This is a genomic window from Amycolatopsis sp. NPDC004079, assembly GCF_040610415.1.
GTDB lineage: Bacteria > Actinomycetota > Actinomycetes > Mycobacteriales > Pseudonocardiaceae > Amycolatopsis > Amycolatopsis halotolerans.
Map to the genome: position 1 here is coordinate 111,435 of NZ_JBEXMH010000022.1, position 19,450 is coordinate 130,884.

Annotated in this window: 21 protein-coding genes; 7 read left to right on the forward strand and 14 right to left on the reverse strand. The window is 70.5% G+C overall.

What is annotated here, in order from left to right; all coding sequences use genetic code 11:
• Positions 1 to 11: 11 nt before the first annotated feature.
• The 12 genes from ABZX37_RS23290 to ABZX37_RS23345 all read right to left on the reverse strand — a co-directional run bounded on the left by ABZX37_RS23290 (position 12) and on the right by ABZX37_RS23345 (position 9,627).
• Positions 12 to 596 carry a CBS domain-containing protein gene (locus ABZX37_RS23290; RefSeq protein ID WP_354742703.1) on the reverse strand — a complete coding sequence of 195 codons (585 nt, stop codon included), beginning with the start codon at positions 594 to 596 and terminating at the stop codon, positions 12 to 14.
• The gene (locus ABZX37_RS23295; protein WP_354742705.1) at positions 593 to 1,399 is read right to left on the reverse strand and encodes a universal stress protein; all 807 of its coding nucleotides are present in this window, start codon (positions 1,397 to 1,399) and stop codon (positions 593 to 595) included. The genes ABZX37_RS23290 and ABZX37_RS23295 overlap by 4 nt, the downstream gene beginning before the upstream one ends.
• 282 nt (positions 1,400 to 1,681) lie before the next feature.
• Positions 1,682 to 2,353, reverse strand: coding sequence for a CBS domain-containing protein (locus tag ABZX37_RS23300; protein WP_354742707.1), 672 nt, complete (start codon positions 2,351 to 2,353; stop codon positions 1,682 to 1,684).
• A 10-nt stretch (positions 2,354 to 2,363) separates the two neighbouring features.
• Positions 2,364 to 2,852, reverse strand: coding sequence for a universal stress protein (locus ABZX37_RS23305; protein ID WP_354742709.1), 489 nt, complete (start codon positions 2,850 to 2,852; stop codon positions 2,364 to 2,366).
• 70 nt (positions 2,853 to 2,922) lie between these two features.
• Positions 2,923 to 3,336: an Hsp20/alpha crystallin family protein gene (locus tag ABZX37_RS23310; RefSeq protein ID WP_354742711.1), complete on the reverse strand. Its 414-nt coding sequence runs from the start codon at positions 3,334 to 3,336 to the stop codon at positions 2,923 to 2,925.
• 159 nt (positions 3,337 to 3,495) lie between these two features.
• Entirely contained in the window at positions 3,496 to 4,308 is an 813-nt protein-coding gene (locus ABZX37_RS23315; RefSeq protein ID WP_354742713.1) for a universal stress protein, read from the reverse strand.
• Complete coding sequence (locus ABZX37_RS23320; protein WP_354742715.1) at positions 4,299 to 4,436, reverse strand: hypothetical protein; 138 nt, start codon at positions 4,434 to 4,436, stop codon at positions 4,299 to 4,301. The genes ABZX37_RS23315 and ABZX37_RS23320 overlap by 10 nt, the downstream gene beginning before the upstream one ends.
• Before the next feature lie 512 nt (positions 4,437 to 4,948).
• Positions 4,949 to 5,770 carry a helix-turn-helix domain-containing protein gene (locus tag ABZX37_RS23325; protein ID WP_354742717.1) on the reverse strand — a complete coding sequence of 274 codons (822 nt, stop codon included), beginning with the start codon at positions 5,768 to 5,770 and terminating at the stop codon, positions 4,949 to 4,951.
• Between the two features lie 1,006 nt (positions 5,771 to 6,776).
• Entirely contained in the window at positions 6,777 to 7,499 is a 723-nt protein-coding gene (locus tag ABZX37_RS23330) for a haloacid dehalogenase-like hydrolase (protein WP_354742719.1), read from the reverse strand.
• Positions 7,500 to 7,777: 278 nt separating this feature from the next.
• Positions 7,778 to 8,443 (reverse strand): hypothetical protein, encoded by a 666-nt coding sequence (locus ABZX37_RS23335; protein WP_354742721.1) that lies wholly within the window; start codon positions 8,441 to 8,443, stop codon positions 7,778 to 7,780.
• A gap of 46 nt (positions 8,444 to 8,489) precedes the next feature.
• Positions 8,490 to 8,873: a hypothetical protein gene (locus ABZX37_RS23340; RefSeq protein WP_354742723.1), complete on the reverse strand. Its 384-nt coding sequence runs from the start codon at positions 8,871 to 8,873 to the stop codon at positions 8,490 to 8,492.
• 142 nt (positions 8,874 to 9,015) lie between these two features.
• Positions 9,016 to 9,627, reverse strand: coding sequence for a helix-turn-helix domain-containing protein (locus ABZX37_RS23345; protein WP_354742725.1), 612 nt, complete (start codon positions 9,625 to 9,627; stop codon positions 9,016 to 9,018).
• A 39-nt stretch (positions 9,628 to 9,666) separates the two neighbouring features.
• Here ABZX37_RS23345 and ABZX37_RS23350 point away from each other — a divergent pair, with 39 nt between their 5' ends.
• The 6 genes from ABZX37_RS23350 to ABZX37_RS23375 all read left to right on the forward strand — a co-directional run bounded on the left by ABZX37_RS23350 (position 9,667) and on the right by ABZX37_RS23375 (position 16,078).
• The gene (locus tag ABZX37_RS23350; RefSeq protein ID WP_354742727.1) at positions 9,667 to 10,500 is read left to right on the forward strand and encodes an aldo/keto reductase; all 834 of its coding nucleotides are present in this window, start codon (positions 9,667 to 9,669) and stop codon (positions 10,498 to 10,500) included.
• A 2-nt stretch (positions 10,501 to 10,502) separates the two neighbouring features.
• A complete protein-coding gene (locus tag ABZX37_RS23355; RefSeq protein ID WP_354742729.1) occupies positions 10,503 to 10,826 on the forward strand; it encodes a multidrug efflux SMR transporter in 324 nt (107 codons plus the stop codon).
• Between the two features lie 404 nt (positions 10,827 to 11,230).
• Entirely contained in the window at positions 11,231 to 12,082 is an 852-nt protein-coding gene (locus ABZX37_RS23360) for a geranyl diphosphate 2-C-methyltransferase (RefSeq protein ID WP_354742731.1), read from the forward strand.
• A gap of 14 nt (positions 12,083 to 12,096) precedes the next feature.
• Positions 12,097 to 13,209, forward strand: coding sequence for a family 2 encapsulin nanocompartment cargo protein terpene cyclase (locus tag ABZX37_RS23365; protein ID WP_354742733.1), 1,113 nt, complete (start codon positions 12,097 to 12,099; stop codon positions 13,207 to 13,209).
• A gap of 62 nt (positions 13,210 to 13,271) precedes the next feature.
• Positions 13,272 to 14,687: a family 2B encapsulin nanocompartment shell protein gene (locus ABZX37_RS23370; RefSeq protein WP_354742735.1), complete on the forward strand. Its 1,416-nt coding sequence runs from the start codon at positions 13,272 to 13,274 to the stop codon at positions 14,685 to 14,687.
• A 5-nt stretch (positions 14,688 to 14,692) separates the two neighbouring features.
• Complete coding sequence (locus tag ABZX37_RS23375; RefSeq protein ID WP_354742737.1) at positions 14,693 to 16,078, forward strand: family 2B encapsulin nanocompartment shell protein; 1,386 nt, start codon at positions 14,693 to 14,695, stop codon at positions 16,076 to 16,078.
• A gap of 201 nt (positions 16,079 to 16,279) precedes the next feature.
• Here the strand turns inward: ABZX37_RS23375 and ABZX37_RS23380 are convergent, their stop codons facing one another.
• Positions 16,280 to 16,816 (reverse strand): snapalysin family zinc-dependent metalloprotease, encoded by a 537-nt coding sequence (locus tag ABZX37_RS23380; RefSeq protein WP_354742739.1) that lies wholly within the window; start codon positions 16,814 to 16,816, stop codon positions 16,280 to 16,282.
• 38 nt (positions 16,817 to 16,854) lie between these two features.
• Positions 16,855 to 17,550: a trypsin-like serine protease gene (locus ABZX37_RS23385; RefSeq protein WP_354742741.1), complete on the reverse strand. Its 696-nt coding sequence runs from the start codon at positions 17,548 to 17,550 to the stop codon at positions 16,855 to 16,857.
• Positions 17,551 to 18,009: 459 nt separating this feature from the next.
• Between ABZX37_RS23385 and ABZX37_RS23390 the strand changes: the two genes are divergently transcribed.
• A complete protein-coding gene (locus ABZX37_RS23390; protein WP_354742743.1) occupies positions 18,010 to 19,080 on the forward strand; it encodes a S1 family peptidase in 1,071 nt (356 codons plus the stop codon).
• The last annotated feature ends 370 nt before the right edge of the window (positions 19,081 to 19,450 follow it).

Here is a 19,450-nt window from a genome sequence, read left to right on the forward strand (position 1 = left end):
GTCCGGGCGGATCACCGCGACGGGGAAAGTTCCACCGCGACAACGCCTTCCGCGGTCAGGGCGAGAGCTTTGACGAGCCGCCGCTCGGCCTCGTCGGAGAACGTGCCGCGGATCGTGACGGCCCCGCCCGCGACCGAGACCTCCCAGTGGTTCCGGTGCCCGGCGTAGTCGCTCAGCAGCGTGCGCAGCCGCGACGCGATGGCGTCGTCCCGGCGGACGAGCGGGGCGAGCAGGTCCCGGCGGCTCACGATCCCGGCCAGCTCGCCGCGGTCGGTCACCGGGACGCTGCGGATCCGGTCGGCCAGCATGCGGACGGCGATGGTCGCGAGGTCGGCTTCGAGGTCTATCGGGTCGACCGGGGCGGTCATGACGGTGCGCACGCGCAGTCCCGGATCGCCCGTCCGGATGCCGGCCAACGCGTCCGTTTCGGTGAAAAGGCCGAGCACCCGGTTGTCGTGGTCGACTACCGGCAGCGCCGCGAAGGCGTGTTCGGCCAGCAGCGCGACGGCGTCCTGGACCGGGAAACCCGGGCCGACGCTGACCACCGGCCAGGTCATGATGTCCTGTGCTCGCAAGGCTTTCCCTCGTTCTCTCATCGGAACGCCCCTCGGACGACGGCGACCGGGCACGCCGCGTGCGCGAGCAGCCGGTTCCCCGTGGACCCGAGCAGCCCGCCGGCGACCGGACCCCGGCCGCGGCTGCCGATCACGAGCAACTGCGCGCCCTCCACGGCCAGCAGCGCCCGCCCCGGCGAACGCTCGCGCACCGCCCGGATCCGCACCGAGACCTCCGGGTACTTGTCCGCCCACGCCGCGGTGCACTCCCGCAGCGCGCGATCCTCCGCGGCGGCCCGGCCGGGCCCCTCGGACCGCCAGGCGTGCACCGCGATGAGCGGCACCTGTCTGTTCGCGGCGGCCTCGAAGGCGAATTCCCCGACGCGCTCGTCGGTGTCCACCCCGACCACGACCGCGCCGCCCCGCACCGCGCGCCCGCGCACGACGACCACCGGGCAATGCGTGCTCGCCGCCGCCCGCAACGCGACCGAGCCGATCGCCGCCCCGCGCAACCCGCCGAGCCCGTGCGAACCGAGCACCACCAGCGACACCGAACGCGACCTCTCGACGAGCAAATCGACCGCCAGCCCGGCCCGGACGAGCGGCTGGGTCGCCACTCCCGGCGCCGACTCCTGCGCGACCTGCGCGGCGCGGCTCAGCCAGCGGTGCGCGCGGGCGAACCGTTCGCGCGCTTCCTGGTCCGCCGCCGCGGTTCCCGCTTGGAACAGCTGCAGCAGGCAGTCGCGGCGCAGCGCTTCGGCGGCTGCCCAGCGGACCGCCGCGAGCGAGGCCTCCGACTCGTCGACCCCGACCAGCACCGCGCTGCCGGGCTTCTTCCGGGACACCGCCGCCTCCCCTTCCCGCCGCCGGTTCCGGCAACCGGGTCCACGGTGGCCTATCCGGGAGCGGTCCAGCAGGGGCCGAAGTCCCTTCCCACAGGGACGAAAGCGCATCTCCGGCGAAGCGGTCAGGCGGGTGCTCTCCGGTCCGGGTCCCGAGCGGGGGCCGGACCGTTCCCCGTGCCGCGGCGGACGGACGCGGTCGCCGATCGCCGCCCGGAACGGGAAGCGGCCACCGTCCGCAAAGGACAGTGGCCGCTCTTCCCGTCGGGCGACGGGGAACGGGGGTCACCCGGGCACTGCGCCCGCGGCCGGTTCGTCGGCCAGGACGATCCGGGCGTCCACTCCCACCCGCAAATGCTCTTTCACCGCCACCACGCCGTCCACGCGGCCGACGAGCGCCAGCAGCACCGGGATCACCGGCACGACGCTGCGGCGCTCCACCGTGCCGGTGAGCGACACGACGCCGTCGCGCACCGCGACGTCCAGCGACGCCGGGTCGACGCACAGCTCCCGGTCCAGGACCTCGTCGCGCACCTCGTCCCGGATCTCGTCGTCCGGTCGCAGGAAAACCCGCCCGAGGTCGCCGTGCGAGACGATCCCGGCCAGCCTCCGGCCGACGCCGAGCACGGGCAGCCGGCGCACCCGGCTGGCGTTCATCCGCCGGACCGCGCACACGACGTCGTCGTCCACGCCGACGGTCACCGGCGGCGTCGACATCACCTCGGCCACCGCACCGGCTCCGCGCCAGGCGAGGCGTCCGAAGCAACGCCCGGACCGCCGCCTCGCCAAATCGCCGCGCGTGACGACGCCGAGAACCCGGCCGTCCTCGCCGACCACCGGCGCGCCGCGCACGCCCCGCCGCTCCAGCACGGCGACGGCGGATTCGACCGGCAGGTACGGTTCGACTACGGCGACGTCGGGCGTCATCACCGCGCGGACCTGGCGGGTTCTCCTCATCTCGGGCTCCTCACAGCAGGGGATCGGGGCGAGCGTCCGGCAGCGGCCCGCGTTCCTCGGCCGAGCGGGCGGGGACGATGACCACCGGGCAGTACGCCTGCCGCAGGCAGTACTCGGAAACCGAGCCGACCAGCAGGTGCAGCACCCGGCTGTGCCCGTGGCTGCCCAGCACCAGCATCGCCGCGCCCGCGGACGCGCGGACCAGCGCCGGGCCGGGCGCCCCGTCGATCGCGCCGGTCCGCACCTTGGCGAGAGCCGCGTCGGGACACGCTCTGGCGACGGTGGCGTCCAGCTCGTGCCGGTACCGGGACGCGATCTCCTCGTACGAACGCGCGACCGCCGACTCCAGGTCCACGAGCGGGTCGAAGGTCCAGGCGCGCAGCACCGCGACCGTCCGGCCGCTCGCCGCCGCCTCGGACAGCGCCCACCGCACTGCTGCGGCGCTGCCCGCCGAGCCGTCCGCGCCGACGACGATCTCGCGTTCGTTCGCGGCGGTCATGGTCCGCTCCTCGCCTCCGGCCGGTTTCGGTACGCCTCAGTCATCCGCGCTCCGTCTATCCACAGTGGACCTACCGGTCGCCCTGCTCGACCTCGATCTTGATCTGCTTCTCGTGCGGCTGCCCGGCCAGCGGCATGGAGATCTCGAGGATGCCGTCGGTGTAGCGCGCGGCCACCTCCGCCGTCACCGCCCCGGCGGGCAGGTGGACCGTGCGGCTGAACTTGCCGTAGGAGAATTCGCTGCGGCCGTCGAGGTGCTTGCGCTCCTCGCGGTCCGCCTCGACGGTCAGCATGCCGTCGTGCGTCGTCACGGAAATGTGCTTCTCCGGGTCGAACCCCGGCAGTTCGGCGCGGACGGTGTAGGTCCCGCCGTCGGTGAACTCCTCGATCCGCACCGGGTTGTGGTCGGCGAACGGCCACGGCCGGTCGAGCCAGGCGGCGATGTTCGGCAGCGCCATCCGGGAACCGGGCAACAGTGAGGTCATTGCGCACTCCTCTCTCGGGAACGGTGTCGCCCCTTCAGGAAACCGCTTCCGGCCGCCGCCGCGACGCTGCCGGACTGCCCGAAGCCGGAGGCCGAAAGTCACCGACCGGGCGGGCCGCGTCCCCGGCGCCCCGGGTCGACCGTCCACAACGGACCTCGCTCAGCGGGCCACCGCGACCGGGCACGCCGCGTGCGCCAGCAGCCAATACCCCGTCGAACCGAGCAGCCCGCCCGCCACCGGACCGCGCGCCCTGGCCCCCGCGACGATCAGCTGCGCACCGGCGGAAATCCCGGACAGCGCCCGCGCCGCCGAACGCACCCGCACCACATGCACGCGCACCGGCACGACCGGATGCTTGCGCGACCACGCGGCCACCTGCTCCCGCAATCCGGCTTCCCGGCCCGGGCGGCCGTCGTGCCACGCGTGCACCGCCTCGAGCCCGGTCCCGCGCGAAACGGCGGCGTCGAAGGCGAAAGCGAGCGCGCGCTCGCCGCCGTCGGAATCGTCGAGGCCGACCACCACCGGCCCGTCCACCGCCGCGCTGCCCCGGATCACCACCACCGGACAGCGCGCGGACGCGGCCGCCCGCAGCGCCACCGACCCGATCGCGCCGCCGCGCGCCCCGCCGAGCCCGTGCGCGCCCAGCACGAGCAGCCCGGCTTCGTCGGACAGCGCGGCGAGCAGTTCGGCCGCGGTCCCGAGCCGGACGCACATCCGCACCGGGACCGCGGGCGCGGCCTGGCGGGCGGTTTCCGCCGCCTGGCGCAGCAACCGGCGCGCGGGCTCCATCAGGAGTTCGGCGTCGCCGGGCGGTTTCCCGTGCGGCAGGAGGTCCGGGTCGTCGCACAGTTCGGCGTGGAACACCACGAGCCCGGTCCCGCGCCGCCCGGCCTCGACCGCCGCCCAGCGGACCGCCGCGAGCGCGGCCGTGGACCCGTCGACCCCGACGACCACCGGCCGGCTCACTGCCACGGCTCCCGGTTCTCCTTGCCCGCACCCTGTTTTCCGGCTCGCCGGCCGAGCGCGGCGCCGTGCTTGCCGCGCTCGGCGAGCCCGCGGCGGGCAGCCCCCGATGAAGGGGCCTTCCGCTCCTCGTCCATCACATGCCTCCTCCGGCCGGTCACCGATAATCCAGCGGCCGACGCTAGGCCGCCGCGCCCCGGCCCCACTGCGGGAGGACGTCCGCGACGCGGGAGTCTTTGGTCCCAGGGCAAAAGGCGCTGCGGCCCTTCGCACGGGTTCGGCGAGCAGGTCGCGGCTCCGCCCGCTGGCACGTCCTGCGCCGATCAGCGGAAGGAACGCCGAAAACCCTTCCGGCGCACCAGGATCGTCCCGGTATTCCCGCCGTCCGGCAGACACCCCAACGCCTCGCGGGACGGCAGGACTTGCGCCGATCAGCCGAGAACGAACCGAAAACCCGTGCGGTGCCGCAAGCTCCCCTCTCCTTCGCCACCGCACGCCGACGCGGTCCGAACCCATCAGCGGCGTCTCGCCGAAAGCCCGCGCGGCACAGGAAAACCGCGCCACCGGCACCGACCGCTCGGCGCACGCCCGAAAAATTGCGCCGTCTCCCCCATGACATTCCGCCTTCCGGACGCCCCCAGCGCCTCGGTTATTCCACCGGACGGCCGGATTTCGCGCTCCGCCAATCGGCCGCCACGGTTTCGCGGAGGATGCGCTGCGCGGTCATCCGGGTCGCCTGCAGCGAAGAATGCGCTTCCCGGGAATTGAACACCCGGCGCGGGGCCGCCACGCTCAGCGCGGCCACCGCCGTCCCGGTCACGTTGAAAACGGGGACCGCGGCGGCGATCAGCGCGCCGGGGACCCGCGGGTTGAACGACACCTCGCGCCGCCGGATCTCGCGCAGTTCCGTGCTCAGCCACGCCGGGAGGCCGCCGCCGTTCTCGTTCTCGCTCCGGTGGCCCGCGAACACGGCGAACCGCTGGGCGAGACCGGGGTCGAACGCCATCAGCACCCGTCCGGCCGCGCTTCCCGCCAGCTGCGAATCGTTTTCGATGCCCTCGGCCAGCGAACAGTAGCCGCTGCTGTAGATCAGGTGCACGAAATCGACGACATTGCCGCTGGCGACGCCCAGGCCGACCACGTAGCCGGTCCGCCAGTGAATGTCGATCAGGGACGGGAGAATGCCTCTTCGAAGACGTTGCAGTTCCTGCGTGGAACCGGGTCTCGCGAGCCGGCACACCGCTTCCCCGTGCCGGTAATGGTATCCGGCCCGCACGACCATTCCGTATCCCTGCATCTCGGCCAGCAGCCGGTGCACCGTGCTTTTCGGCAGCCGGGTCGACCTCGATATCTCGCTCAGCGTTTCGATCCCGCCCGAATCGCGAATAGCGCTCAGGATCGAAAGCGCGCGCGGAATCGGCCTGCTCGGCACCACGCTCGTACAGGCCCAACGCCCGTTATCGTCGCTCATAGTCACGACCGCAACCTCCACCGATTCCACCAGTCCTCGTGCGCACGCGCCGTCCGGCGATCATCGGGCCAGCCGGGAGCCCCGCTCCCGCGCGCGGCCGCCGCCCCGGCACCGCTGCGCGACCGCCGTCCCGTGCGGTCCCGACGCCCTCCGCCGCTCGCGGGCGGCACCGCGCCTCGCCGCCGCCCGATTCGTCCGTCACCGGCGTCTTTCCCGCCGCGGTCCTGTTCTCGCGGCGGACGCCCTGCGCCTTCATGCTTGCCCAGGAGCGCGTCCGGCACAACCGGACGCACCCGTTCACTGAAACAGATCGCCCCAGTGGCGCAGCGGGTTGGCCTGCTCGCCTCGCCGGACGACCCGCCCGTCCCCCGAACCGGGCCCGGCCGGTCACGCTGCGTCGCGATAATGCCTCCGCGCGCCGCCGTGTTCGCGGACTGTGACAATCGCGCATCCCATCGCTTTTCGTCCGGGGAAGAACCTGGCGGAAATCCTGCGAGTAATCGACCAGGCACGAGAATATTCCGGGCACTCCCGCGTTTCCGCCGGGGCTCCGGCGAAGTGCGGGCAGCGCCGCCGCGGCTTCCGTCCCGGCACCCCCGCGATCGGCGGGCGAATCCGGTTCCGAAGCCGCGAGCGACCGAGCCGGCCACGACGGCGGGGTTGGTGCCATTCGTGCCGACAGCGGGAACACCGGCGGAATCCGTTTCCGGCGACCGCCGCGCCTCCGCCGAAAGACGATACCAGCACTCAGTGGACGGCGAGCGACCAAACGGGGACGCAGAGCAATGTTCCAGCCCTCGGGACAGGGCCTTGACTTTCCGGCGGCGAACACCGCAGCACCGGGCCGACGACCGGCGGAGCCGAGCCGGGAATTCGAACCCGACCTACGTCATCCGGCGTGATCGCATTGCCCCGCAACCAGATCCGCTCACCGAGCCCGAAACCGCTCACGAATGTGCGGCGGACACGCCGTCTTGCCGATCCGGAGGGACACGGCCAAGCCGGGTCACGCAGCTTCTTCGCCCGCGACCACTCGCTCGCAGACCCGCAGGATCGTGCGCCGGTCGACGACGTGCCACGGCTGTCCGGCCGAAAGCCGCCGAAGCTCCGCGTCCGGCTCGAAGGCCACGGCCTTGCCCACGCACGGAAAGATCTCCGCGTCCGACGCGGAATTCCCGATCGCGAGGAAGTTCTCCGCGTCGAACCCGGCCGCTTCGGCGAGGCAGCGCACGAAGGCGAGCTTGCCTCCGGCCGCGCCGGGGGCGGACAGCAGCCGCCCGGTGAACCTGCCGTCGGCCACTTCCACGACGGCGCCGTGCCCGCCGGACAGCCCGAGGTCGATCGCCGCCTCCTGCACCGGGAAATCGTGATTCCCCGACAGCAGATGGATCCGGTATCCGCTCGCCCGCAGCAGCGAAAGCAGTTCTGGAACAAAGGAAAACAGTTTCCCCCGGCTCGCCCGCCAGGTTTTCTCCGCCGCGAACCGGGCCTGCGCGACCGACGCGCCTTTCATCGCGAGCGCGTACAGCCGGTAGATCTCGTCCATCAGCCCGAGCGGCGCTTTCTCCTCGGCGGCGAACTGGTCGATCGCCTCCAGGCAGGACAGCCCCGCTTGCCGGTCGCAGGTGCCGTCGTCGACCAGGACCCGCAGATAATGCCTCGAAGTGTGCCCGGGAAGGAGAGTCCCGTCCAAGTCCAGAATGGCGTATTTCGTCGCGCAGCAGTTCATGAGTCACCCTGATCCGTCGCATCCACGAAAACGGCCCTTCGGTCGCGCTTTCCGCGATTTTCCGGGCTGACAGTACATCGGCGCAGGTCCGGGATCGGCCGCGTGTTCCATGCCCCGGGACACCACTGTCCCGGCCTGGGGTTTTCCCGAAAAAGAGGGAATAATCGGAAAACTCTTCCAGAACCGCTGACCGGAGCCGGGATTCAACCGCGTCAACTGATCGGCCTGCGAGCGATCCTGGCGCGGGCGGCCAGGTTCGAGTTTGTTCAGCAACCGAGCTATCTGCGCGACCGGCGGGGCTTGCTCCCGACCGGCAGCGGCTTCCGGAATCCCAGCCACGCACTCCATCCGAACAATCCGGCCAGCAGCGCCGCCGACGCGCCCAGCCACCCCAGGTCGACCGGCAGCGCATCCGGATCCAGTTCGTCCGCGCGATGGGTCGCCACGATGCCCGCCCGGTCCTCGACCACGTCGACCGTCTCGCCGGGTTTCATTCGCGACTTCACCGAAAGGTCCTCGGCCAGCAGCGTGCCGTCCGGCCGGTTGACCCGCGCGCCGCAGGCGGTGCCACCCTTGACGTGGTGGCATTCGGACGACACCGCGACCGCGCGGTACCGGTCGCCGTTCGCCGCGAGGTAGCCGACCGCCGTCACCCCGACGCAGACCAGGTAGAACGCGGTCAGCAGGAAGCCACCGACGAGGAACCAGCCGCGGCCGGAGAACATGAACACCGCCGACGTCGCCAGTGCGGCGAGCAGGAGCCCGAAAAGCAAGCCCGCCGCGGACGCCACCGAGCTGGTGCTGACGAACCCCACCGCCGCCGCGCCGCCGGCCACCAGCACGACGAGCCAGCACAACCCGGCACGCAGCGCGATCACGCGACCGCTCGCCGGAGTCGTTTTCCGGGCGGAATCCCTTGCCGCAACGGGCTTTCTGGTGGACACGCCGGAATAATGACACGGCGGACGCGCCACCGTGCGCGTTTACGGATTACCGGCGAGCGTGCTGCCCCTCGACCGGTGCCCGGAAGAACGACCGGACCGGCACCAGCAACCCCGCCAGCGACAACGCGATGAACAGGATTTGGTGCACGTGATCGGTCCCTGGCGGCAGCCGGAAGATCAGGTGCGCGAGCCAGAACACCGGGTAGAACCACAGCGCGAACCACGCCCACGGTTCGCCCGCGCGGAACGGGATCACCGCGGTCAGCCCGCCGAACAGCCCGAGCCCAGCGGTGGCGAGCGCGTCGGTGCGGTAGAGCAGCGAGTCCCCGGCGGGCGGCGCGACGGCGACCACGATCCCGAACCCGAGGATCCCCGCGCTGACCGCCGCGAGGCAGATCCAGCCGATCCGCATCGGCGTGCGCCCGTCCATCCGGCGAATTTACTCCGCTTCCGGCGAGTCCGGGCTGTCCAGCCGCGTCCTTTCCGGACGGACGCGAGGCAGCTGCTCCGCACTGGCCCGTTCAATCGCCTGCGGCGCAGGACAAACCAGTCAATCCGCCGCAGCGCACAACTCACTCCGACGGCAGCGCGAAAGCGAGCCGATGCAGCGCCTTCTTCACCGCCGCAACCGACATTCCCCGTTCATGCCGTTGATTCTGGTACAGATCGGGCGCCAGCGGAGCCAGCAGCACGTCCGGCAGCGCCTCGTCCCGCAGCCCCGCCTCCCGCACCTGCGCCGCCACGAAAACCCGCCAGAACCCGTACGCGCCGGTCTGATACCGCCGCGCCCCGGTCTCCGCGCCCAGTGCCAACGGCAAATGCCGCTCGAGCAAATCGATCATCGCGTCGTAAAACGCCACCAGCCGTTCCCGGGGAGCAGCACCCGGCCCGAGCGGCGGCGGCCCGGACAGCATCGCCTCCTGCAACCGGCGCTCGTGCTCGTCCAGCAGCGCGACGGCCACGGCGGCGACGCTGTCGTAGCGGCGGTAGAGCGTGCCCCGGCCGACTCCCGCCGCGGTCGCCAGGTCGCCCATCGTGATGTCCGGGCCTTTCGTGGCGAACAGGTCCTCGGCCGCGGCGAGGATCCGCTGCCGGTTCGCCGCGGCGTCCGCCCGCTCGGTGACTGGCTTGCTGTTCACCCCGTCACTGTATCTGGACAGCGTGTCCGGATCGAGTACAGTCATAAGTGGACACAGTGTCCACATGAGAGATGGGGGCAAACCATGCACTCGTTCACGCTCGCCGGCCGCACCGCGGGCCGGATCGGCTACGGGACCATGCAGCTCGCCGGGCCGAAGGCCATGGGCGAACCGGCCGCCCCGGAGCGCGCCAAGGCAGCCGTCCGCACGGCCGTCGAGGCGGGGATCCGGCTGATCGACACCTCCGGCTACTACGGACCCGAGGTCGCGAACCGCCTGCTCGCCGAGGCGCTCCGGCCTTATCCGGCCGACCTGCTCATCGCCACCAAGGTCGGCGCGCGCCGCAGTCCCGACGGCGGGTTCGTCGCCGACGCCACCCCGGAAGCGGTCAAAGCGGCCGTCCGGGACAACCTCAGGCAGCTCGGCGTCGAACGGCTTCCGTTGGTGCACGCCAGGTTCATGCCCGACAGCACCGTGCCGTGGGCGGACACTGTCGGCGCGCTCGCCGAACTCCGCGACGAGGGCCTGCTCGAACACGTCGGCATCTCGAACGTCACCCTCGACCTGCTCGACCAGGCGCGCGCGGTCACGACGATCGCGTCCGTGGAGAACGAGTATCACGTCGGACACCCCGGCGGCCGGGACGTTCTCGACGCCACGACCGCAGCCGGGATCCCGTATCTGGCGTTCCGTCCGCTCGGCAACGGAGCACTCGCCAAGGAGACATCGCCGTTGGCGAAGCACGCCCGGCAGCTGGGCGTATCGGCGGCAACGCTGGCCCTCGCCTGGCTACTGGACCTCGCGCCCAACGTCGCCGTCATCCCGGGCACGAGCAACCCGGACCACCTCGCCGACCTCGTCGCTGCCCGGGAACTCGCCCTGCCGTCCGACGTTCACACCGCACTCGACGAGGCCTGACGATGGGCTGGATCGCCGTGTTCGCGGCCGGACTGCTCGAAATCGCCTGGGCGCACAGCATTCGCCTCACCGGCGGCTTCACCAAGCTCGTCCCGACACTCGTCTGCGGCGTGCTCACCGTCCTCGTGCTGTACGTGCTGAACGTCGGCATGAAGACGGTTCCGGTCGGGACGGCGTACGCGGTGTTCGTCGGGATCGGCGCCGTCGGCACGGCTGTCGTCGGGATCTTCTGGCTCCGCGAACCCGTCAGCCTCCCGCGGATCCTCGCGCTCGCGCTGATCCTCGGCGGGGTCGTGCTCCTTCAGCTGACCTCCGGGAGCGCCTGACGGCCGAGCCGGTCCCGGAGCCGTCACGCCCGGGACCGGCACCGCCCCCGTAGTTCCGATGCCCGGAACCGCTTAGGCCCATCGGGCGTCACCCGTCCGCCGGGATCGCCCACACGCTGTTGCCCGTCGTCATCCTCCCGTGTCCGCGGCGGCATCGTTCGTGCCCCGGCGACCGGCGCGCGAACACCTCGCAGGAGTGGCTTCCTAGGCCAGAAGAGGCACGCGAAACGACTCGCGCCAGCCCGCGAGTGAATTCCCGCGAATCGTCTTGTCCGGGGAAAAGAATCCTCGCTAGCCTCGGACCGCAGAGGGAGAAATGCCGACCGCCCCGCGCCAGCCGGGAGCGGGACGGCACAGTTCACCGCGCGCCGACCGGAAATTGCGGTCCGAAAAGGGAGTACATGATGACGTCTGTTGCCCGTCCGGTTGCCCGCACCGCGTATCAGCAGTCGGTCGCCGACTACTGGAATGCCGAAAAGGATCCGGTCAACCTGCGCCTCGGCGACGTCGACGGGCTTTACCACCACCACTACGGCATCGGCGACTACGATCCGTCCGTCCTGGACGGACGCGGGGAAGAGCGCGACAAGGCGATCATCGCCGAAATGCACCGGCTGGAGACTGCGCAGTCGCAATTCCTGTTGCAGCACCTGGGAGACATCGGGCCCACCGCACGACTGCTGGACGCCGGCTGCGGGCGCGGCGGCACCAGCGTGCAGGCGCACCAGCGGTTCGGCTGCCGGGTGGACGGGATCTCCATTTCCGAGCAGCAGGTCGAATTCGCCAATGAACAGGCCCGGCTGCGCGGAATAGACGGCGCGGTGCAATATCATCTCCGGAATATGCTCGACACCGGATTCGAAAGCGGCGATTTCGCGGGAATCTGGAACAATGAAAGCACGATGTACGTCGATCTGCACCAGCTCTTCGCCGAACACGCGCGCCAGCTCGCGCCCGGTGGCCGATTCGTCACCATCACCGGCTGCTACAACGACCTGACCGGCGGGCGTTCGCGCGCGGTGAGCCAGATCGACCAGCATTACATCTGCAATATCCACGCCCGCGGCGACTATTTCAAAGCCCTGACCGACAACGGTTTCGTCCCGATCACCGTCGTCGACCTCACCGAGGCGACGATCCCGTACTGGGAGCTGCGCGAGCAGTCGTCCGTCGCGACCGGCATCGAGGGGCCGTTCCTGACCGCCTATCGCGAGGGCAGCTTCCACTACCTGCTCATCGCCGCCGACCGCGTCTGACCGGGCGGGACGGCATGTCCGGAATCGCAGCGGTCCGCCCGGACCTCGCGTTCGCGGCGGGCCCGCTCGGCCTCGGCACCTCGGCGGCACGGATCGCGGAGCAGTTCGCGCCGCGGTCCGCGCCGTCGCCCGGCCAGGATCCGGCGTACGCGGAACGGGAATGGGGCGACGGCAGCGGGTCGCCGCTGTACTGCCCGGCCGTACGGCGGGCGGACGAGCCGCTCGCCGAGGAGGTCGACCGGCGGCTCGTCGCGTGGGCGGCGGACTGCGGGTTCGAGGGCGAGGGGCTGGACCAGATCGCGCGGGCCACGCTCGGCAGGCTGGTGACGCTGGCCCACCCCGATTCCTCCGATCCCGACCGGCTCCTGATCGCCGCGCAGCTCAACGCGGTGTGGTGGGCGGCCGACGACTACTACGCCGACGACAGTTCCCTCGGCGCCTCGCCGACCGAGCTCCCGCCGCGGCTGGCGCTCGTCATGGCCGCGATGGACCCGGGCGCGCCCGCCGGCGAGTTCTCCGAGCCGCTGGAGGAGGCGCTGCGGGCCGATCCGATCCGGGTCGGGTTCCGCTCCGCGGTCGACCATCTGGGCAGGCACGGTTCGCCCGTGCTGGTCCAGCGGGTGTGCTACTCGACCTTCGCCATGTTCGCGATCTGGGGCGCCTACGCCGCGTGGCGCCACACCGGCCGCTATCCCCCGGCCTGGGAGTACCTGGCGGCCCGCCAGCACGACAGCTTCTACACCTCGATGACCCTCATCGACGCTGTCGGCGGGTACGAACTGCCCGCGCCGTTCTACTACGACCCGCGCGTGCGGGAGGAGATGATGCGCGCGGGCACCGCGGCGGTCCTGGTCAACGACCTCCATTCGGTGGCCAAGGACGCCGCCGACGAGAACCCGGTCTGCAACATGGTGCTGCAGATCGCCGCCGACCGGAACTGCCCGGTCTCCGAGGCGGTCGAGACCACGGTCGCGCTGCACAACAAGATCGTGCGCGAGTTCGAGGAAGGGCACCGCGCCCTGCTCTCGATCCCGTCTCCGGAACTGCAGCGCTTCCTCGCCGGCGTCCGCGACTGGATGGGCGGCGGCTTCGAATGGCACGCCACGAACCCTCGCTACGGCTCCTGATCCCAGATTCCTGACCCCAGGCTCGTTACTCAGGCTCGCTACCCAGACAAGGTGGTTTCGCTGTGACTGTCACCGATCCGGTCGACTCCGCGGACGTGGAAGACCGGGAACCCTTGAGCCTAGGCCGCGCGGCGGCGCGGCAGCTGGCCACGACCACGAAGTCCGTGCCGCAGATGCAGGGCATCAGCTCGCGGTGGCTGCTGAAGGTGCTGCCGTGGGTCGAGGTGTCCGCGGGCACGTACCGCGTCAACCGGCGGCTCAGCTACACCGTCGGCGACGGCCGGGTCACGTTCGTGACCAGCGGCTCCGAGGTCCGCGTCATCCCGCCCGAGCTCGGGGAACTCGCGCCGCTGCGCGGATTCGACGACGAGGCGGCGCTGGCCGAGCTCGCCGGGCGGTTCGAGCAGCGCGAGTACCAGCCGGGCGACGTGCTGGCCGAATTCGGCAGCCGCGCCGACCAGGTCTTCCTCATCGCGCACGGCAAGATCACGAAAGCGGGCGTCGGCGCCTACGGCGACCAGACCGTCCTCGGCACGCTGCTGAACGGCGACTACTTCGGCGAGAACGTGCTCACCAGCTCGGACGGGATCTGGGAGTTCACCGCCAAGGCGGTCACCTCCGCGACCGTGCTGACGTTGTCGCGCCAGGAGTTCGAAGGCGTGCTGAACCGCTCGGAAACGCTGCGGGCGCACCTCGAAGCCTTCCTCGCGGGCGGAGACACGGCCCGCAACGAACACGGCGAGGCCGAGATCGCGCTTTCCGCCGGGCACGACGGCGAACCGCTGCTGCCGGGCACGTTCGTCGACTACGACACGTCCCCGCGCGAGTACGAGCTGAGCGTCGCGCAGACCGTGCTGCGGGTGCACAGCCGGGTCGCCGATCTCTACAGCGAGCCGATGAACCAGACCGAGCAGCAGTTGCGGCTCACCGTCGAGGCGCTGCGGGAGCGGCAAGAGCACGAGCTGGTCAACAACTCGGACTTCGGGCTGCTGAACAACGCTGACTTCGACCAGCGGGTGCCCACCCGCACCGGCCCGCCGACGCCGGACGACTTCGACGAACTGCTCTCGCTGGTGTGGAAGGACCCCAGCTTCTTCCTCGCGCACCCGAAGACGATCGCCGCGTTCGGGCGGGAATGCAGCAAGGCCGGGATCTACCCCGGCTCGGTCGACCTCGGCGGCAACCAGGTGCCCGCGTGGCGCGGCGTGCCGATCCTGCCGTGCAACAAGATCCCGGTCACCGACACGCGCACCAGCTCGGTCCTGCTGCTGCGGACCGGCGAGCAGGCACAGGGCGTCGTCGGGCTGCACCAGACCGGGCTGCCGGACGAATACCAGCCGGGCCTCAACGTGCGGTTCATGGGCATCAGCGAGCAGGCCATCCTGTCCTACCTGGTCTCGGCCTACTATTCCGCCGCCGTCCTCGTCCCGGACGCGCTCGCCGTGCTCGAGGCCGCCGAAATCGGCCGGGAGGGCTGAGCCCGGTGCCGATCACGGAACAACGGGAGCAGCTCGCCCTCGGCGTCAAGGCGGCCCGCACCCTCGCCACGACCACCAAGTCGCTGCCGCAGATGCGCTCGATCACCACGCGGTGGCTGCTGTCGCAGCTGCCGTGGGTCGAGGTGCCCGGCGGCAGCTACCGGGTCAACCGGCGGCTCGCCTACACCGTCGGCGACGGCAAGGTGAGCTACTTCCAGACCGGGGCGCGGGTGCAGGTCGTCCCCCTCGAGCTGACCGAGATCGAACTGCTGCGCGGGTTCGCCGACGAGACGGCGCTCGGCGCGCTGGCCGACGCGTTCGAGCAGCGCGAGTACGAGGCGGGCAGCACGCTCGTCTCGGCCGGGGAGTCGCTGGACCAGCTCGTGCTCGTCGTGCACGGCAAGGTGACCCGGCACGGCGCGGGGGACTTCGGCGCGGAGATCCACCTGGGCACCGCCACCGACGGCGACCATTTCGGCGGCGAACTCCTCGCCGGGGACGACGCCGCCTGGGGTTTCACCGCCCGCGCCGCGACCAGGGTGATCGCGCTGGTGCTGCCGGCCGGCTCGTACGCCCGGCTCAACGGCAGGCTCGACTCCCTGCGCGCGCACGTGGCGCAGGCCGTGTCCCGGCCGCGGAAACCGCAGAACCGCAAGGGGGAAGCGAGCATCGACCTGTCGGCGGGGCACGACGGCGAACCGATCCTCGCCGGCACCTACGTCGATTACGAACCCTCGCCGCGCGAGTACGACCTCGCGGTGGCACAGACGGTCCTGCGGGTGCACAACCGCGTCACCGATCTCTACAACGACCCGATGGACCAGTTCGAACAGCAATTGCGGCTCACCGTGGAGGCATTGCGGGAACGGCAGGAACACGAGCTGATCAACAACCCCGATTTCGGGCTGCTGCACAATGCCGACCTCAAATCCCGGATCACCACCCGCACCGGCCCGCCGACGCCGGGCGATCTGGACGAACTGCTCTGCCGTCGGCGCAAAACGCGGCTTTTCCTCGCGCATCCGCGGGCGATCGCGGCTATCGGCCGGGAATGCACGAGGGCCGGTATTTATCCGGAGCCGGTCGTGGTGGACGGGAAACGCGTCACCGCGTGGCGCGGGGTGCCGATCCTGCCGTGCGACAAAATCCCGGTCAGCGAGGCAGGCACCACCTCGGTGCTCGCGATGCGCGTCGGGGAAGACGACGCGGGCGTCATCGGATTGCGGCCGAAATCCCTCGCCGACGAATACCGGCCGGGATTGAACGTGCGCTTCATGCACATCGACGACCGCGCGGTGTCGTCCTATTTGGTCAGTGCGTATCACTCCGTCGCGGTCCTCGTGCCGGACGCGCTGGGGGTTCTCGACGACGTCGAGGTCGCCCGGGCTTGAGTACTGGTCTCGGTGGTGTGCCACGCCGATGCTCGCCGGAAGCAGTGCGCTTCCGGCGAGCATCGGCGTCTCGGCGTAGATGTGCTTGCCAGGCAAGCGAAGTTCGACTTCGCCCGCGGCCGCTCCTGAGCCCCGGGCCTGAGGTTCCCGGGCACGGCGACGCTCGCCGGAAGCACCGCGCTCCCGGCGAGCGTCGGCGTATCAGCGGAAGATCTGCTTCTCAGGCAAGCGAACGGTCACGAACCCGTTGGCGAAGTTCTGCTCCACCTGTGCGGATTCCTGAGCGTCCGGCATCGCGTTCTTGCACGTGATTCCCGGCCCGTGCCCGGACATCAGTTCCGAGCACGGTCCCTCGTAGTGGTCGGGCAGGCCGAGGTTGTGGCCGATCTCGTGGGCGATGATCCGGGTCGGGTCGTTGCCTTCGGCGACCTGCTGGGTGTCGATGTAGATGTCGCCGGTGCCGTGCCCGTCGGTCTGGGTGTAGGAACCGCCGCCGGTGGTTTCGTGCATGATGATGGTCGCGGCGCCGCCGCTGTTGAGGTGGACGTTGTGCACCGAGGTGTTCCAGTTCGCCGCGGCCTGGGTGGCCTCGGCCTGGTAGTCGGGCAGACCGCTGGCGTCGTAGTACAGCTCCACCGCGTCCAGCGGCGCGGCGGAGGCCGTCCCGACTCCGGTCAGCGGCAGCACCAACGCGGCGGCCGCGCCTGCGGCCAGCCGGCCAAAGCGTTGCAGGGTCATGGTTTTTCCTCTCCGAAAGAGGTTTTCCGGGACAGGGTTCAGCTTCCGATCTGCTGCTGGATCCACGACATGTACTGGGCGATGCCGGTGTAGAGGGTGGTGGTGGCGCATTCGCCGCCGTTGTCGCCGGGGCCGTGGGTTTCGCCTACCAGCGTCCAGTTCCCGGTGGTGCCGACGATCGCGGGGCCGCCCGAATCGCCGTGGCACGCGGAATGCCCGTAGTCGCCGGAGATGCAGACGTCGCCCGCGCCGCCGCCGCCCGCCGAGCACGCGTTGCTGTCGAGGACCTGGAGGTCGATCTGCTGCAGGGTTTGCGCCGTCTGGCAGTTCGGCCAGCTCGTGCAGCCCCAGCCGAGCAGCCGCGCGCCCGTTCCCGGCGACGGATTGCTCTGCGCCATCGCGACCGGAGCGGACTGAGCGGGCTGGCTCAGGTGCATCATGGTGAGGTCGGTGCCCTGGTCGGTGATCACGTTGTCGATCTGGCCGACCTCGCCCGCGTTGATGTCGATGGCGCCGATCCGCGCCGTCGACGCCTGGCCGCAGTGGTTCGCCGTGATGATCCACTGGGGCGCGACAAGGCTTCCGCCGCAACCGTTGTCCAGCGACACCATGAACGAGTAGGTTTCGCTGGCGTCGCTGCCTCCGATGATGGCCGGCTGCGCCGCGACCGCCGGTGCGGCCACTCCGAACAGCAGCGCGGCCGCGCCCATCACCGCCAGCATTATTTTCCGCATCGCTTTCCCTTCCATAGCAACCAATCCCGCCAATCGCGGGAGTGGCAGGAGTTCGGCCGGGGATACGGCCGGGGGGACCACTTTCGCGGGCGCCGGGCCCGCTATGGAAACCACAGAGTCCCAGGGCCGCCGGAGTCCGAACACCGTCGAAAGGAGGGATACGCCCCGGACGCCGAACCGTGCGGCACGGCACGAACGTCGATTACCGGGATGAACCGAACGCGGAATACGTCGTTCCGCTTCGGCGTCCGCGCTGTTCAACGAGCCGCAATGGGATCGGATGCGGCGAGTTCGGACTTCCGTTCAGCGGACGGGCGGCGCCACTGGACAGCAAAGCCGAACGGGATTCGCGACTTTCGTGGGTATAAGCGATTGCCAAGGATCCCTAAACTGCGAATTGCGCCCGCATTAGCTGACCGCGGTGCGCCATCGTCCTATTCGCAAGAAACGGAGATGTGCATGATCCCAGCACTCAGTCAAAGACACGGCGGACGCGGCGGTATCGCCTTCGCCGCGGCGGTTCTGGCCGCTGGATCAGTTTTCGCCGCCTCGGGCGTCGCGGCTGCCCAGCCGTCCACGGCACCGTCGAACGCGAGAGCCGCGACCGCCATGTCCGCCAGCATCGCGAAGTCGCTCGGCGACCGCACCGTGGGCTCGTACTACGACCAGGCCAGTTCGCGCCTGACCGTCACCGTCACCGACCAGGCCGCCGCCGACCAGGTCCGCGCGGCCGGCGCGACGCCGAAGTTCGTGAAATACCGTGCGTCCCAGCTGAAAGCCGTCACGTCGGAACTTGCCCGTACGGCCAGCGTCCCCGGCACCGCCTGGCGCGTCGACCCGCGAACCGGCCAGGTGTTCGTCACCGCCGATTCGTCAGTCACCGGAGCCAAGCTCGCCCAGGTGACCAACGCCGTGCACCGCTTCGGCGACAAGGCCCGCTTCGCCCAGACGAAGGGCAAACTGCGCCCCCTGATCAGCGGCGGCGACGCCATCTGGGGCCAGGGCCTGCGCTGCTCGCTGGGCTTCAACGTGCACACCTCGAGCGGCCAGCCCGCGATCCTGACCGCCGGGCACTGCGGCGTCGCGACCAACGACTGGTGGTCCGACCAAGGCAACTCGCAGCACATCGCCAGCACGTCCGGAGCGAACTTCCCCGGCACCGACTACTCGTATGCCACCTACGACTCCGGCGTGGACGCCCCGAGCGCCGTCAACACCGGCCAGCAGATCACCGCCGCGGGCGAGGCAACGGTCGGCGAGACCGTCACCCGCAGCGGCTCGACCACCGGCGTGCACGACGGCACCGTCAGCGCGCTCAACGCCACGGTGAACTACCAGGAAGGCGCCGTCAACGGCCTGATCGACACCAACGTCTGCGCCGAACCCGGCGACAGCGGCGGCTCGCTCTTCGACGGAGCCACCGCGATCGGCCTCACCTCGGGCGGCAGCGGAGACTGCAACTCCGGCGGAGAAACCTTCTTCCAGCCGGTTCCTGCCGCGCTGAGCGCCTACGGACTGGTCCTTCCGTAAGCCTCCTTTCCCGCTTTTGGGTTCGGTTCGTCCGTGAGGGGAACCCTGAGGGACTCTGATTCCCTCAGGGTTCCCCTCACGACCTTAGTTGGCACTCGACCGGCCCCTCACGGATTCTCGCGCCGTGAGGGGCCCCTTCACGTACCCAGATTCCCTCAAGGAGCCCTTCACAGCCCACCCCCCCGCTCGCTCGCCCCCGCCGCAATGCGCCCCAACGCCACATTGGGGCGCTAGCCCCGACCACCCACCAACCCGCAGCCGATGCACCCAATTAAGGCAGCCACACCCCCGCACCCCAATACGAAGCCAAAAACACGGCGCGGGGGTGAGAGAGTCTGCAAAATAACCCACAGCAACAGCAACCCAGAGC